We start from the raw sequence: 14,678 nt of genomic DNA, 5'->3' as shown, positions 1-14,678 counted from the left end.
CGGGAGTGTCATCCGTGGACGCAGGACGCAGGACACCGGTCCGGTGTCAGTCCACGTCCGGGTAGTAGCCCCGCTGGTACTCCGACAGCCGGGAGACGGCCAGCTCGCCCCCGCCACGGCAGATCGGGCAGACCTTCCTCCCGGAGCACTCCCTGCAGCGGGTCCGCCCATGGGGTTCGCCGGGCCTCCACCCGCGACCGCCGCAGCCGTAGCACCACCCGAGGCCCTCGCACTCGTAGCAGAGGACGTAACCGGGTGTGACGGTCTCCGCTGTCCGCACCGGCTCCGGCCGCTGGAACGGCTTCGGCGCGCGGAGTGCCAGTGCCGGCGTCCGCCCGCTGAACATCACGGCGGAGGTGTGGTCGCCGGTCCCGACCCGGATGACGTTGCCGTCACGGTGGGCGAGGACCATGGTGGCGCGCTTCCCGTCCTGCTGCTCCTCCGACGTCGTGACGTCCCAACCGGCCGCGTCGAGGAGGGCGGCCGCACGGGAGGTGATCTCGGCGGCGGTGACGGTCGCGGGACGTTCCCCGCGGAACAGGGCCGAAAAGTGGTGGCGGAGCGGCTCGTGCCAGTCGGCGAGCAACGGATCGTCGAGGAACAGCAGGTGGAGGTCCGCGCCGGGCGTCAGGTCGGTGATCAGCGCGACCATCTGCTCGCGCAGGGACCGGCCCAGCCGGTTCAGTTCCTCACGTGCTTGCGGTATCTCGCTCACGACAGCCCCCCTGGCGTTCGACCCTATCAAGATCCGGAGCCCGGCCCGGTTCCGTACTCCCCGGAGACGGACGCGGGCCCGGTCAGGAGCTCCGGCCCCGGCTGAGCAGCGTCTGCCGGGTTCGGCGCAGCAACTCGCCGGGGAGCACCCCCAGTTCCTCGCCCAGCCGGTGGCGGGTGCGGTCGAAGGCGGCCAAGGCCTCGGCCTGCCGGCCGCCCCGGTGCAGAGCGCGCATCAGGAGTGCGACGACCTGCTCGTTGAGCGGGTGCGCCGTGGCCAGGGCGGACAGTTCGGCGGTCGCCTCGGCGGTCCGGCCCAGCTGAAGCTGCCACTCCGCCTTCCGCTGGGCCAGGGCGATCCGGTGTTCGGTCAGCCGTAGCCGTTCGAGTTCGGCGAACCGTCCGGGGAGGCCGGCCAGGGGCTCGCCGTAGAAGAGGTCCAGCGCCTGGGAGCAGGCGCGGACGGCCTCGGCCAGGTCACCGGCGCGCTCGGCCGTCGTCGCTGCGGCGGCCAGCTCCTCGGCGCGGGCCACGTCGACCTCGACCGCACGGCGGTTGAGCCGGTAGCCGGCCTGCTCCCGTTCGATCACCGGGTCCGTGCCGCCCCCGGGCCCGGTGCGCAGGATCTTGCGCAGCCGGTAGATGTAGACCGGCACGACGTTCCCGATCGGCGGCTCCATCCCCCAGATCCGGTCCAGCAGTTCGTGCGTGCCCACCGCCCGGTCCGGCCGCAGGGCCAGCGCGGCGAGGACGGCTTGCTGGCGAGCCGGTCCGAGGCCGACGGGTCGTCCGTCCCGCCAGGCCCGCGGCGGACCGAGGAGGGAGATCCGCAGGCCCGCGTCGGGCGTACGGTCCGCCGGTCGGCGAGCGCCGGTCCGTGACGGGGTGTCCGCTGCCCGCCGGCGCGGGCCGTGGCCGGGCGTCACCAGTCCGCAGTCGAAGGCGTGGACGATGGCGGCGGCTCGGTCTCGCAGCCGGAGCGTGGCCAGGATCCGGCCGAGGTGGCCGGCCACGGCGCGTTCCGGAATGGCGAGCGAGGCGGCGATCTCGGCGTCCGTCAGGCCGCAGCCGATGGCGTACAGCACGTCGCGCTGGCGGGGGTCGAGGGCGGCGACGGCGGGTGGGCTCGGCGGCATGGCTGCTCCGTGGTTCTGGTTCTCCGGCCGGGGCGGACGGCTCCGGGGCTTCTGCTGAGGCCTCGATGCTGGTCCGGGTGGCGGCCGGGGGACAGGACGGGGGAGCGGCCATATCTGGCCGGTCGTGCATACGGCGTCTCACCTGCGGAAACGTGACCGAGGCAGGGACCGCGGCCGCTTTCACGGTGATTTCATCGCCGCTTCCTAACGTCGGGCCATCGGTGTTCACGGCGGCGCGATCCTCTGCGCCGGCCACTTTCGGGAAGCGGTGTCGTTGTGTCCGAGTTGCTGCACAAGCTGGTCGCCGCGGCGATCGCGGGCGGACTGATCGGTCTGGCGGGCTGGCTGGGCGCGAGGCGGCGCCAGCGCCAGGCGGCCAGGGCGGCGGAGACCGCGCAGGCCGCGGGCCGGAACGATCGCGGGACGACCTGAGCCGGGCGGGCCACCCGGCTCAGTCCGAGCCCGGTTGGACCGTCCGACTGAGTTCGTCCCCGTCCGCCCCGGACGGCGGCCCGTCCCCGGTTCAGGCGGGGACGGGCCGCTCGGGGTCGAGGCCTCAGGAGGTCCGTAGCCGTGGGGTGCGGGGCGGTTCCGTGCGGCGGCGCCCGGTCTTCTCGAAGGCGGCGGCGAGGCGGAGCAGCGAGCTGTCGTTGTAGGCGCGGCCCGCGAAGGTCAGTCCCACCGGCATGCCGGTGTCGGTCATGGTGCCCATCGGCACGGTCACCGTCGGGATGCCGAGGTGGCGCGGTACGAGGTTGCCGTTCGCGACCCACACGCCGTTGCGCCAGCCCAGGTCGGCGGAGGCCTCGTTCACGTCCATGTCGGCCGGGCCAACGTCGGCGACCGTGGGGAAGACCACGGCGTCCAGGCCGAGTTCGTCCATCCACTCCTCCAGGTCGATCCTGCGGGTCTCCTCCAGCCCGCGCAGTCCCTGTTCGAGGTGCGGGATGTCGGTGAACGCCCGGTAGGCCTGGTCGCGGACCAGTCGGGGGTAGTCGGCGATCACGTCGTCGAAACCGGCGTAGCGGTCCGGCAGTTCGCCCGGGTGCTTGGGCCAGATCAGGGCGCCGTCGACGTCGGCGAGGGTGGGGAGCGCGGGGTCCGCGTTGGCGCGCAGGAAGTCGTCCCAGGCCCAGGCCGACAGGTCGAGGATCTCGCGGGCGAGGAAGTCGCGGCCGACCAGGCCCCGGGAGAGCAGGGACGGCGCGCCGGGGCGGTCGGACTCGTAGTTGGTCACCACGGGGAAGTCGACCTCGACGACCTCGGCGCCGGCGGACTCCAGGTCGCGGCGGGCGGCCTGCCACAGGGCGAGGACCGAGGCGCGCGTGTCGATCCGCTGCCCGGTCTGGCCGCCGATGCCGCCGTCCGGGTTGGTGCCCGCGTCGGGGTCGGCGTTGATGTACATCCTGGGCACGCCGACGCGCTTGCCGGCGAGCGTCGCACGCGCCGCCGCCGTGTCCGCGGGCGCCAGGGCCGGGTACGAGGCCGGGCGGACGCGGGACGGTGCGGGCAGCGGCACCCAGGGCTGGGCCCGCCACAGGTCGCCGCGGGTGTCCGGGTCGTCGGCGACGATGACGTCGAGCAGTTCGAGCAGGTCGGCCATGGTCCGGGTGTGCGGGACCACGACGTCCATGGTCGGTACGAGCGGCCAGTTGCCGCGCACCGAGATCACGCCGCGGCTGGGGGTGTAGGCGCACAGGGCGTTGTTCGAGGCGGGCGCGCGGCCCGAGGACCAGGTCTCCTCGCCGAGGCCGAACGCGCCGAACGAGGCCGCCGTGGCGGTGCCCGAGCCGTTCGAGGAGCCGGAGCCGTAGGCGCTGGTCAGCCAGTCGGCGCTGTACGGGCTCTCGGCGCGGCCGTGGACGCCGCGCTGCATGCCGCCGTTGGCCATCGGCGGCATGGTGGTCAGGCCGATGAGCACGGCGCCGGCGGCGCGCAGTCGCTCGATGGCGAAGGCGTCGCGCCGGGCCACCAGGTGCTCGAAGGCCGGCGAACCGGCGGCGGCGGTCAGGCCCTTGGCGAGGTAGCTGTCCTTGGCGGTGTACGGGATGCCGTCGAGCGGACCGAGCGTCCGCCCCTGGGCGCGGCGGGCGTCGGAGGCCTCGGCGTCGGCGCGGGCGTCCGGGTTCATCACGACGACGGAGTTGAGCGCCGTGGGGGTGCCGGGCCGGTCGTAGGCCTCGATCCGGGCGAGGTAGGCGTCGAGCAGGCCGACCGAGGTGGTCTCGCCCTTCTCCAGCGCCGCGCGCAGGTCGGCGATGCCGGTCTCGACGACGTCGAACGGGTGGGTCATGCGGGTGTCCCTAGGAATGTGAGGCGGTCGGACGGTCCGGGGCGCTCGGCCCCGGACGCGTCACGGGATGGTGGCGGAACTACAGGACGGCCGGGGCGAGTTCGTCGGCGGAAGGGCGGTCCTGGTCGGGGTCGGGCATGCGGCGGTCGGGGCGGCGTGCCAGCAGGTAGGCGAGGCCGGCGAGGGTGACGGTACCGACGCCGAGCGGTGCCGCCCAGACCTGGTACCAGGGCGCTCCGGCCGGGGCGAGGACGGTACGCGGCCAGCAGATGTTGACCACTTCGAAACCGGTCCACAGCACCGCGAGGAGGTTGATCGGAGTGCCGAGGCGCCCGTAGCCGACCGCTCCGGCGGGCTTCCAGGTGCCGCGCAGGCGGGCGGTCAGGGCGACGACGGTGAGCAGGAAGAACGGCACGAAGGTGGCGGCGCTGCCGAAGGTGATCAGGCTGCCGATGGCCGAGGTGCTCAGGCCGAGGGGCAGCGCGGCGCAGCTGATCACCGTGGCGGCGACGAGACCGCCGATCGGCGCCTTGTGCCGGTTGATCCGGCGGACGTGGCGGGAGAAGGGGAAGACGTCGTCGCGGGCGAGGGAGTAGAGGCCGCGGGCCGCGCCGCCCTGGGAGGCCATGAGGCAGGCGGTGAAGCTGATCAGGACGACGAGGACGAAGGGCTTGTCGGCCCAGCCGCCGAAGGCGTGGGTGACGGCGGTGGTGACCGGGTCGAGGTCCGTGACCGCGACGACGGCGGCCGGGTCGGGGTGGGCGAGCTCGACCGAGACCGCGTTGAGGATCACGACGAGCCCGACGCTGAGCAGCGACCACCACATGGCCCTGGGGACCTGCCGGGCCGCGTCCTTGGTCTCCTCGGCGGTCGACACGCAGGCGTCGAAGCCGATGAAGGCCCAGCCGGCGACGGCCACGGCGGCGAGCAGCGCACCGGTGTCGCTGATGCCCAGCCCCTTCGGCGCGTCGAGGAAGTCGGTGAGCAGGGAGAAGCCGTGCTGGCGGAAGACCAGCAGCAGGGTGAAGCCGACCAGGACGGACGCGACGGCCTCGGCGGCGATGCCCAGGCTGACGAACCAGCGCAGGAAGTTGATGCCGTAGGCGTTGACCGCGGTGCAGAAGAGCAGGAAGCCGACCGAGACGAGGACCTGCTCGGTGGGCGTCGGGACGGCCCCGAAGAGGGCGAAGAGCCACGGCGAGGCGAGGTAGGCGACCGTGGTGTTGCCGAACATCACGGCGAACTGCCACATCCAGCCGCTCAGCCAGGCGAAGGCCGGTCTGGACAGGCGTCTGCTCCATTGGTAGGCGCCGCCGGCCAGCGGCCACTGCGAGGCGAGCTCGGAGTAGACGGCGACGACCAGGCACTGCCCGAGCAGGCACAGCGGCAGCGCCCAGATCCAGGCCCCGCCCGCGACGCTCATGCCGACCTGCACGGCGGCGTACAGCCCGACGACCGGGGAGACGACGGCGAAGCCCATGGAGATGTTGCCGAGCACGCTGAGGCTGCGCCGCAGCTCCTGCTGGTAGCCGAGCGCGGCGAGCCGGTCGGCGTCGGTCTTCTCGCCTGTGGTGCTCACGGCTGTGGTGCTCACGGCTGTGGTGCTCACGGCTGTGGTGCTCACGCCTGTGGCGCTCACGGCTGTGGTGCGCACGGGTGGGGTGTGCTCGGTGGGGGTGTTCTCGGCCACGAACTGCGCCCTCCAGATAAAACTAACTTAGTTAGCGACGGCTGTTGGTCTGGCACCATAGCCCCTGGACGGGGACAGCGGAAGAGGGGATTTTTGGTGGGCCGACCGAGCAGGGCATTGCTGACCCACGAGCGGATCGCGGTCGCCGCGCTCCAGGTGGTGGACGAGGAAGGTCCCGAGGGACTGACCATGCGCGCACTCGCGGACCGGCTCGGGGTCAAGGCGGCGTCGCTCTACAACCACATCCAGAGCAAGGAATCACTGGTCGACGCGGTCTCCGAGCTGGTCAACGACGAGATCGACCACGAGCCGCTCGGCGACCCCGACTGGCGCTCCGGCCTCGCCGCGTACGCGCGCGGCTACCGCGCCGTCTTCCTGCGGCACCCGAACGCCGTCGCGCTGCTCGCCCGGCGCCGCGTCGAGGCGGACAGCGCCCTGCGCGGCTACGACGCGCTGCTCGCCCTCCTGGGCAGGGCCGGCCTCGGCCCCGCGGACGCGGCGGAGGTCGCCGCGGCCCTGGACTACCTGGTCCTGGGCTCGGCGATGGAGACCTTCACCGCCGGCTTCACCCGGGAACCGGCCGCCTACCGGCCGGAGTACCCGGCGCTCGCGGACGCCCTGGACGGCTCCTTCGCCCGCGGCGGAGGCGCGACGGGCCTCGACGACCGCGGGTTCGAACTGGGCCTCGGCCTACTCCTCGACGGTGTGGAACGCCGGAGCGAGTAGGGGGAGGCAGGGGGCACCGGGCCGTGGGGCCCGGTGCCGGGCCCTGGGCGGGATCACGTGGCGGGGAGGCCGTTCACCATCTCCCGGAAGCGGGCGGACGGCCGCATCATGCCGTTGTCGCCGACGTTCAGGTTCTCCAGCCAGCCGTCCCGGTACCAGAAGACCGAGGAGGTCAGCGGGGCCGGGTCGTTGATCTGGAGCTGCTTCGACAGGTCGATCATGAACCGGATCGCGTTCAGGGACGACCCGCTGCGGATCGGCGCCGCGCAGAACCCGTTGTTCGTCGGCAGGGTGACCAGCGCGCCGTGGGGCAGCTCCGCCCCGCCCAGGGCGTTCTCCAGACGCAGTGCCTGGGCTGCGCCGGGCCACGCCCCCGTCCCGTTGACCGCGTGGAGGACGTCGCCGTTCGTCGCGTTGAAGGACTGCCGGTTGAGCCGCTCGGTGGCCAGGTTGGCGAAGGCCCGCTCCCAGAGCTCGGCCCGGCTGATGCTCCACTGGTCGGCGGCGTGCTCGGCTATCGACAGGGCGTCGGTCCTCCCGCCCCGCTTCCCGCCGTCGACGCACAGGACGACCGACAGCTCGTCGTCGACCGGCCGGGCCACGGGGTCGGGGCCCAGGGTGCGGGTGGGGGCGAACAGCAGCCGCAGCCGGTCCCGGACCTCGAAGACCGAGATCTCGGCCAGCGCCTTGCACGGGCCGTGCTGGTCGCACAGCGGCTTCGGAAGGTTCTTGCGGTTGCCGAAGAGCGGCATGGGTGGCTCCCCCGGTCGATGCGGTATCCGGACCAAGGGCACAGCATCCCACGGGAGTTCACCGCCGCACGGCGGATCTTCCGATTTCCGGACGGTGCACCGGCCGGCCGCCTGCGCTCACCTGGTGATGTCGCCGTCCGGCACGTCCCGGACGGTGACGCCCTTGCGCGGCTGTCCCAGGAGCTTGGCCACGACGTCGCCGATCCCCTTGGCGTCGCCCGTCGGTTCGGGGGCCGACCCGTCGGTGTACTGCTCGATGGCCTTCTCGAAGTACGAGGGGTTCCAGGCCCCGACGGCTCCGCTGACGTCGACGGCCCGCACCGGCCGGCCGCCGACGGCACGCCTGATGGCCGGAAGGATCTCGTCCGAACGGTACTTGCCCGGCACCTGGAACAGGCTCGCGTGGCCGCCGACCTTGCCGCCGTCCCGCAGGTACACGGTGACGACCAGGCAGCTGGTCACCGACGGGTAGAGGATCGTGCCCTTCGGGCCCACCTCGGCGACCTCGCCCTCGGTGATCGAGACGCCGGCCGCCGCGGGCTGTGCGGCCCCGGGGGCACCGACCACCACGCCGTGCGCGGCCGGGCCGGTGGCCGCCACCGCGTCGCCGCCGCCTGTCGCGCAGGTCGCCAGCACCAGCGCCGCGCCGACGGCCAGGCCGACCTTGCTGACGTACCGCTCGGACACCACGAACTTCATGACCCCACACCTCAGGAAACCGGTCTGCGTGCACCCGCGTGCACGGGCAGCGTCACATGCTCCCGAGTACGAACGGTCCCGTCAACTCGCGGGCGTGTGACGACTCGCAGGAGCGGCGGCCGACAGCACGTCGAGCTCGTGGCCGATCGCCTCGCGGAGGACGTCGTGCTCGGGGCCGAGCGCGCTCGCGGGATCGCGCCAGTTGTCCCGGGGATACAGCCACACCGGGAGGCCGACGAGCGCCGGGCTCTCCCACTCGAACCGGGGCCACACGTGCGCGTGCAGGAAGCCGTCGGTGTTGCCGAGGATCTCCAGGTTCACGCGCCGGAACTCCGGGTCCAGACGCCGGCAGGCCCGCTCCACGGCCTCGCCCAGCCGGTCCATGTCCGCCAGGAAGGCCGTCCGCTTGGTCCGCGGCAGCTCGGACAGGCGCTGCACCTCGGGCTCGTCCACCAGGAGGACCGAATACCCCGGCAGGAACTGCACGTCGCCGATCACCGCGAAGCCGGCGTCAAGTCGCCTGAGCACCGTGGGATTCGCGCCTCTCAGGGCGCTGCCGATCCTGTCGTCCCGCCAGTCTTCAACCATGACAGCGCACCCTACACACGTGTGGCCGGGCAGGCGGCCGATCGCGCACGACGACGGTCGCTCCTCACCCGAAACGTCCCGCTCGGGCGGCGTTGATCGGATGTCAACGCGCGGCTGCTCTACTGCGAGCAGTACTGCGCGGGGCCTGCTCCCCGCAATCACACGACAGCTCGTTGGGGTTCGAACATGAACAGCACGTCCGTCCATCCGCCCACGGTGCTCCCGGTGCTGGAGACCGCTCTCGTCCGACTGCGGGACCACCGCGCCGACGACGTCGACGCCATGCGTTCGGTCTGGGGCGACGCGGACGGCATGCGGCACCTCTCGACCGGCGTCATGGACGACACCAGGATCCGGCGCAAGCTCGGCCAGGCCGTGGCGAGCTCCGCCGAAGTGCCGCGCCGCCAGTACCAGTTGGCCGCCTGCCTGCAGGGCGAGGACCGGCCCGTCGGCGGCATCCGCCTCGACGTCGAGGACGCCACCACCGGCTACGCCGGCGTCCTCACGATGGCCCGGCACCTGCGCGGCACCGGATGCGCCACCGACATCGGCTGGCTCATGCTCAGACTCGCCTTCGCCGACCTCGGCCTCGGCCGGGTGTGGAGCATGACGTCGCTGGAGAACGCCGACGCCGTTCGCGCGATCACGCGCTTCGGCTTCAGCCCCATCGGCGAGACCGAGCGCTACTTCCCCGAGGCCGACGTCACCATGCGCCTGGTGGTCATGGAGGTTCTCGCGGACACCTGGCGCGCCATGCCCGTCCCGGCCGCCCCCCGCCCCGGCCTCGGCTGACTGCGGCCGGTCGCGGTCCGGGCCGGGAAGGCCCGTTGACGTGCCCGCCTCCGGGCCATCGCGTCCACGGCGGCTTCGTCGAGCGCAGGACCCTCAGACCAGCCCGTGCTGCCAGGCGCGGGCGGCGACCTCGACACGGTTGCGGGCGCCGAGCTTGCGCTGGCTGTTGGCGAGGTGCGTCTTCACCGTGGAGAGGGTCACGTGGAGGGCGGCCGCGACCTCGTCGTTGGTCAGGCCCTTCGCGACCATGGCGACGACGTCCTGCTCGCGAGGGGTGAGCGGCTCGAACGGCGGCGGAGCCACGGGCCGCGGCCGCTGACCGGCCATGTGCCGCAGCAGCCGGACGGTGACGGACGGGGAGATGAGCGAGTCGCCGACGGCGGCCGCGCGGACGGCCTCGATGAGCAGGGCCGGCGAGCAGTCCTTGAGGACGAAGCCGCACGCGCCGTTGTGCAGCGCGCGGTGGACGTACTCGTCGAGGTCGAAGGTGGTGGCGATGACCACCTTGAGCGGTCGTGCGGCGTCCGGGCCGGCCAGGAGGCGGGTGGCTTCGAGCCCGTCCATGCCCGGCATCCGGATGTCGAGCAGGCAGACGTCGGGACGCAGCCTGCGGGCCTCGGCGACGGCCGTCGTGCCGTCCGCGGCCTCGGCGACGACCTCGATGTCGGGCTGGGAGTCGAGGATCATCCGGTACGCGGCGCGCAGGGTGGACTGGTCGTCGGCGAGGAGGACGCGGATGGTCATGCCGGTCATCCTGCCAGGTGTGCCGGGGGGCGATCGGGCGTGCCGCGGCGGAGCGGGATGTCGGCGGCGACCTGCCAGCCGCCGACCGGTCCGGGTCCCGCGGTCAGGTGTCCGCCGAGCGCGTGGACGCGTTCGTGCAGCCCGAGGATGCCGAACCCGCCGCCGCGCCGGTCCGCCGACGGGCCCGCCGGGGGCTGGTCGGCGTCGTCCTGGACGCAGACGGTGAGCACGCCGGAGTCGTTGGCGGACAGGCGCACGTCGATGGTCACCGTCTCGGCCCGGGCGGCGTGCTTGCGGATGTTGGTGAGCGCCTCCCGGACGATGTGGTGGACGGTGGAGGCGATGTGGTCGGCCGGGGGCTCCGTTTCGAGCCGGGGGTCGACGGTGAGGTCGACGGCGGGGCCGGCCGCGCGGAGGGATTCGGCCAGGCCGTGGAGCGCTTGCAGGCCCTCGGGGGCGTGGAGCGGGGGCCGGCGGTCCGACCGGCGCAGCAGGTCGACCATGGCCCGCATGGAGCCGGTGGCCTGCGCGGCGGCGTCCTCGATGTTCGCCAGCGCCTGGTCGAGCACCTCCGGTGTCGGGGGGTGCCCGGAGGCCGTGATGAAGCGCACCGCCTTGACCTGTGCGGTGATGGCGGTGACGTGGTGTCCGACGAAGTCGTGCAACTCGCGGGCGAATTCGAGGCGTTGGTCGTTCAGACGGGTGTTCTTCTCCCGCTCCCGGGTGGCGTCGAGGAGGCGCAGGTACAGGCCGAGGACGACCACCACGGGTGCGGCGAGCAGCAGGACCGGCCCGGCGTAGCCGGCCACGTGGGTGAGCTGGGAGCCGGGCAGCCGCAGGAGGAGCAGCGGGGTCGCCAGCCAGGCTGCGGTGGCGAGCGGGAGCATACGTGTGAGCGGCTCGTACCGGACCGTGCGGGTGACGAGCAGCAGCAGCACGCACAGCTCGACGACGCCGAAGGTGTGCTCGGGGCGGTGCCGCAGCTGGCTCGTGGCGAGGGACAGAGCGGCGGAGGCGGCGACCGCGGCCCACCCGACGCGCAGGAGGCGGCGGGGCGGCGAGAGCAGCGCGGCGAGGCACAGCAGGTCGGTGGCGACCGTGGCGACGGTGGTGGGCGGGAAGCCGGTGTCGAGCGCCTCGGTGACGATCGCGGCCACGGCCAGGACCACGACACCGACGGTGGCACCGATGGCGGGGCCGCTGCGGGTGGAGGCCCACGAGGCGAAGTCGGCGCGTGTCGGGAGGGGGATCATGACGATCAACCGTACGCGGCCGCGCAGGCCCGGTGCCTCCACCGTTTGACCGAGGCGGGTGTCCGAGGGGTCGGCCGGACGGCTGTTACGGGCGGGCGGACAGCGCGGACAGGATCGGTGACGTCGATCTGCCGTCCGCCCCGGGGACTTCGGAGTTCCATGTCTCGCACACCCATCTCTTGCACACCCATGCCTCGCAAGCCCGTCCTCCGTCAGCCCGTCCTCCGTCAGCCCGTCCTCCGTCAGCCCGTCTTCCGCAAACCCATGCTTCGCGCAGCCTGGCGCACCGTCCGCGCCCACAAGTCCCGCATGGGGCTGACCGCGCTGGCCGTCGCGGTCGGCGTCGCCTTCGTCACGGGGATCCTGCTGGTCACCGCCACCGTGTCCGACGCCCTCACCGGGGCCTCCCGGCAGACGTACGCGCACACCGACGTGGTCGTCCGCCCGGACACCGGAAGCGTCGGTGCGCCGTCCGACCTGGGCGAGGCCGAGCTGCAGCGGGTGCAGGGCCTTCCCGAGACGGGCCGGGTCATCCCGGCCGTCTCCGGGTACACGGCGCTCGGCTGCCCGGACGGGCGTTCCGCCGACCGCGGCGGCCCGGCCGTCGGGGCGGGGTACGGCGGGTCGGACCCGCGGTACTCGTTCACCGGCGGTCGCCCGCCCGCGGGCGGCGACGAGATCGCCGTCGACGAGGCCGCCGCCGCGCGCTGCGGCTACCGCGTGGGGGACGCCGCACGGATCTCGGTGGACGGCCCCGGCCTCACCGTGCGCATCAGCGGCGTCTTCACCACCCGCGCGGAGCCCGCCGTCAGCGACGGCGGGAGCGTGGTGCTGTTCGACACCGCGACGGCGCAGCAGCACTTCACCGGCCCCGGCCGCTACAGCGAGTTCCACGTGAAGGCCGCGCCCGGCGTCACCGCCGAGCGGCTGCGGCAGGCGACGAAGCAGGCCGTCCCGGGCGCTACCGTCCTGACGGCGGACGTCCTCACCCGCGATCGGGCGTTGCGCGCCGAGAACCAGGTCTCCTCACTGCGCACCACGTTGCTGTCCTTCGCCGCCGTCGCGCTGTTCGTCTCCTGCTTCCTGATCGCCAACACCTTCGGCATGCTCGTGGCCCAACGGACGCGCGAGGTCGGCCTGTTGCGGGCAATCGGGGCCTCGCGCCGGCAGGTCGGGCGCCTGGTGCTGGCCGAGGCGTTCCTGGTCGGGCCGGCGGGCTCGCTGGTGGGGGTCGCGGCGGGCGTCGGCGTCGGGGAGGTGCTGCGCCCGATCGCCGGTGACCTCGGCAAGGGCGGTCCGCTGCCGACCGGGGACGCGCTCAGCCTGCCCGCGTACGCGCTGCTCGTCCCGCTGGCCACCGGGGTGCTGACCACGGTGGTCGCCGCCTGGCTCCCGGCGCGGCGGGCCGGACGGATCGCGCCGCTGGCCGCGCTGCGCGTCGCGGAGGCTCCGCTTCGGGAGGGGGCCGGGAGGCGACGCGTGCTCGCAGGTGTGGTGCTGGCCGCCGGTGGTGCGGCGGGCCTGCTGAGCGGGGCGAGCAGCGACCGCATCCAGGAGGGCGCGCCCGTACTGGCCTTGGGCGCCGTGCTGGCGGCCGGCAGCCTGCTCGCGTTCATGCCGACGCTGGTCGGGCCACTGCTCGCGGTGGTCCGGCCGCTCCTCGGTCGTGCGGGGATCGGCGCGCGGCTCGCCGAAGGCAACAGTGCCCGCAACCCGCGCCGCGTGTCCGCCCCGGCCGCGTCGCTGGTCGTCGGCGTGAGCCTGGTGACCACCCTCACGGTCGTCGCCGCCGGCGGCCTCGCGGCGGCGGACGCCGCGGGCGCGCACGTGCTCAAGGCGGACTACGTGGTGTCGATGCGGAGCCTGGACGCTCAATCGGCGGCGGTGGAACGGACGTTGGCCGCCAGCGCCGAGGTCACCGCCGTCGCGGCGCTACGGGAGGTGGAACTGACGGTCGACGGGGTGCGCGAGTTCGGCCTCGCCCTGCCGTCGAACGCCGTGCGGGACATGCTGCGGCTGCGCATGAGTGGGGGAGCGGCCGACATCGGCGGTGGGAAGGTGCTGGTGCCGGCCGGCTACGGCCGGGAGGTGGGAAGTACGGTGCACGCGCGCCTGGTTGACGGGCGGGCTGCCGAGTTGACGGTCGCAGGGGTCTACGAGCCCAACGCGCTGGTGAGCGGCTTCCTGGTCGATGCCGCCGCCTTTCCTGTGGACGCCTTTCCTGTGGATGCCCGTCCTGCCGGTGCCGTCCGGAGCGTGCTCGTCCATACCCGTGACCACCCGAGCCCCGGGCTGCGCCGCACCCTCGCCCACGCCCTCGGCGACAGCCCCGCCCTGCGCATCGACAGCAGCGACGACCTGGCCCGCGCCGCCGCCGACGACACCGACCGCATGCTCGACCTGCTCTACGCCCTGCTCGGCCTCTCCATCGGCGTCGCGCTCCTGGGCGTCGTCAACACCCTGGCCCTGTCCGTCACCGAACGCCGCCGCGAGATCGGCATGCTGCGGGCCATCGGCCTGACCCGGGCGGGCGTGCGCGCCATGGTGCGCGCCGAGGCCCTCATCATCGCCGTTCTCGGCGGCGCCTTCGGCCTGGCCCTGGGCCTCCTCGTCGGCTGGGCGAGCGGCGAGGCGATCGCACGCCACACGCCCGGCTTCCGCCACAGCGTGCCCGTGCTGCGCCTCGCCGTCCTGCTGGCCGCGGCGGCGGGAGCGGGCCTCCTGGCCTCCCTGTGGCCCGCACGCCGGGCGGCCCGGACCCCGGTCCTGGCGGCCATCGGGACGGAGTAGCTGCCCGTAGGAAGAAGGGCTCCACCCGCGTGCCCAGGGGGCCGCCGCCGCCGGCCGGAAACCGAATCTCGTCGCATCAGAAGGGACACCGAACACATGCGCCGCCTCTGGCGAATCCCCGTCCTGCTCCTGGCGGAGGCGGTGACGGCCGCCGCCGTGACCATCCCCGTCCTGTGGGCGTACGGCTGGAACCGCTTCCGAAAGCCGCCCCTGCCGCCGCTGGGCAGGATCGCACCTCCGGACCGCCGGTCCGGTGCTCCGGCTGACGGATCGTAACGCCGGGAGGCCGCCGTTCCCCGAGGTGGGGACGGCGGCCTCCGCTGCTTCACGGCATGGGCCATTTCCCGGAGGACCTTCTCCCGGAGGACCTTCTCCCGGAGGACCTGTTCCCAGAGGACCTGTTCCCAGAGGACCTGCTCCCAGAGAAAAAGGAGTTGCCCGAGGGGAGCGGCCTCGATGAGGATCGGGCCATGGACTTTTAGCGGTTGCCACGTAGCTGTC

At 73.5% G+C, this 14,678-nt stretch carries 13 protein-coding genes; 4 read left to right on the top strand and 9 right to left on the bottom strand.

Features of this window, described 5'->3' with window-relative positions; all coding sequences use genetic code 11:
• Positions 1-46: 46 nt before the first annotated feature.
• A complete protein-coding gene (locus tag ACFXDE_RS08505; RefSeq protein WP_380492122.1) occupies positions 47-715 on the bottom strand; it encodes a hypothetical protein in 669 nt (222 codons plus the stop codon).
• A gap of 82 nt (positions 716-797) precedes the next feature.
• Positions 798-1,850 (bottom strand): BTAD domain-containing putative transcriptional regulator, encoded by a 1,053-nt coding sequence (locus tag ACFXDE_RS08500; RefSeq protein ID WP_380492120.1) that lies wholly within the window; start codon positions 1,848-1,850, stop codon positions 798-800.
• Between the two features lie 276 nt (positions 1,851-2,126).
• On the opposite strand from ACFXDE_RS08500, the gene ACFXDE_RS08495 reads away from it, so the two are divergent.
• Positions 2,127-2,282, top strand: coding sequence for a hypothetical protein (locus tag ACFXDE_RS08495; protein ID WP_380446112.1), 156 nt, complete (start codon positions 2,127-2,129; stop codon positions 2,280-2,282).
• 124 nt (positions 2,283-2,406) lie between these two features.
• Here the strand turns inward: ACFXDE_RS08495 and ACFXDE_RS08490 are convergent, their stop codons facing one another.
• Together ACFXDE_RS08490 and ACFXDE_RS08485 are read right to left on the bottom strand one after the other, a co-directional pair.
• Positions 2,407-4,143: an amidase gene (locus ACFXDE_RS08490; RefSeq protein WP_380492118.1), complete on the bottom strand. Its 1,737-nt coding sequence runs from the start codon at positions 4,141-4,143 to the stop codon at positions 2,407-2,409.
• 79 nt (positions 4,144-4,222) lie between these two features.
• Positions 4,223-5,722 (bottom strand): APC family permease, encoded by a 1,500-nt coding sequence (locus ACFXDE_RS08485; RefSeq protein ID WP_380492116.1) that lies wholly within the window; start codon positions 5,720-5,722, stop codon positions 4,223-4,225.
• A 207-nt stretch (positions 5,723-5,929) separates the two neighbouring features.
• On the opposite strand from ACFXDE_RS08485, the gene ACFXDE_RS08480 reads away from it, so the two are divergent.
• On the top strand, positions 5,930-6,559 hold the full coding sequence (locus ACFXDE_RS08480; protein ID WP_380448534.1) for a TetR/AcrR family transcriptional regulator: 630 nt from the start codon (positions 5,930-5,932) through the stop codon (positions 6,557-6,559).
• A 53-nt stretch (positions 6,560-6,612) separates the two neighbouring features.
• Here the strand turns inward: ACFXDE_RS08480 and ACFXDE_RS08475 are convergent, their stop codons facing one another.
• From ACFXDE_RS08475 to ACFXDE_RS08465, 3 genes are all read right to left on the bottom strand, one after another.
• Positions 6,613-7,311: a hypothetical protein gene (locus tag ACFXDE_RS08475; protein WP_380492114.1), complete on the bottom strand. Its 699-nt coding sequence runs from the start codon at positions 7,309-7,311 to the stop codon at positions 6,613-6,615.
• A 117-nt stretch (positions 7,312-7,428) separates the two neighbouring features.
• On the bottom strand, positions 7,429-8,010 hold the full coding sequence (locus tag ACFXDE_RS08470; protein WP_380492112.1) for a hypothetical protein: 582 nt from the start codon (positions 8,008-8,010) through the stop codon (positions 7,429-7,431).
• Between the two features lie 81 nt (positions 8,011-8,091).
• Positions 8,092-8,598 (bottom strand): HIT family protein, encoded by a 507-nt coding sequence (locus ACFXDE_RS08465; protein WP_380492110.1) that lies wholly within the window; start codon positions 8,596-8,598, stop codon positions 8,092-8,094.
• A 186-nt stretch (positions 8,599-8,784) separates the two neighbouring features.
• Here ACFXDE_RS08465 and ACFXDE_RS08460 point away from each other — a divergent pair, with 186 nt between their 5' ends.
• A complete protein-coding gene (locus ACFXDE_RS08460) occupies positions 8,785-9,390 on the top strand; it encodes a GNAT family N-acetyltransferase (protein ID WP_380492108.1) in 606 nt (201 codons plus the stop codon).
• A 93-nt stretch (positions 9,391-9,483) separates the two neighbouring features.
• On the opposite strand, the gene ACFXDE_RS08455 is transcribed toward ACFXDE_RS08460, so the two are convergent.
• Entirely contained in the window at positions 9,484-10,134 is a 651-nt protein-coding gene (locus ACFXDE_RS08455; protein ID WP_380492106.1) for a response regulator, read from the bottom strand.
• A 5-nt stretch (positions 10,135-10,139) separates the two neighbouring features.
• Entirely contained in the window at positions 10,140-11,387 is a 1,248-nt protein-coding gene (locus tag ACFXDE_RS08450; protein ID WP_380492104.1) for a sensor histidine kinase, read from the bottom strand.
• A gap of 264 nt (positions 11,388-11,651) precedes the next feature.
• Between ACFXDE_RS08450 and ACFXDE_RS08445 the strand changes: the two genes are divergently transcribed.
• Positions 11,652-14,177, top strand: coding sequence for an ABC transporter permease (locus tag ACFXDE_RS08445; RefSeq protein ID WP_380492102.1), 2,526 nt, complete (start codon positions 11,652-11,654; stop codon positions 14,175-14,177).
• Positions 14,178-14,678: the final 501 nt, after the last annotated feature.

Origin of the sequence: Kitasatospora sp. NPDC059408, assembly GCF_042751525.1 — a bacterium.
In the GTDB taxonomy this organism is placed as follows: Bacteria; Actinomycetota; Actinomycetes; order Streptomycetales; family Streptomycetaceae; genus Kitasatospora.
Note: the sequence above shows the minus strand (reverse complement) of the source record. Positions and strands in the feature narration are given on the sequence as shown.

Coding starts and splice junctions, on each gene's coding strand:
- ACFXDE_RS08445 (WP_380492102.1), top strand. CDS start 11,652: ATGCTTCGCGCAGCCTGGCGCACCGTCCGCGCCCACAAGTCCCGCATG.
- ACFXDE_RS08450 (WP_380492104.1), bottom strand. CDS start 11,387: ATGATCCCCCTCCCGACACGCGCCGACTTCGCCTCGTGGGCCTCCACC.
- ACFXDE_RS08470 (WP_380492112.1), bottom strand. CDS start 8,010: ATGAAGTTCGTGGTGTCCGAGCGGTACGTCAGCAAGGTCGGCCTGGCC.
- ACFXDE_RS08490 (WP_380492118.1), bottom strand. CDS start 4,143: ATGACCCACCCGTTCGACGTCGTCGAGACCGGCATCGCCGACCTGCGC.
- ACFXDE_RS08500 (WP_380492120.1), bottom strand. CDS start 1,850: ATGCCGCCGAGCCCACCCGCCGTCGCCGCCCTCGACCCCCGCCAGCGC.
- ACFXDE_RS08465 (WP_380492110.1), bottom strand. CDS start 8,598: ATGGTTGAAGACTGGCGGGACGACAGGATCGGCAGCGCCCTGAGAGGC.
- ACFXDE_RS08475 (WP_380492114.1), bottom strand. CDS start 7,311: ATGCCGCTCTTCGGCAACCGCAAGAACCTTCCGAAGCCGCTGTGCGAC.
- ACFXDE_RS08455 (WP_380492106.1), bottom strand. CDS start 10,134: ATGACCATCCGCGTCCTCCTCGCCGACGACCAGTCCACCCTGCGCGCC.
- ACFXDE_RS08460 (WP_380492108.1), top strand. CDS start 8,785: ATGAACAGCACGTCCGTCCATCCGCCCACGGTGCTCCCGGTGCTGGAG.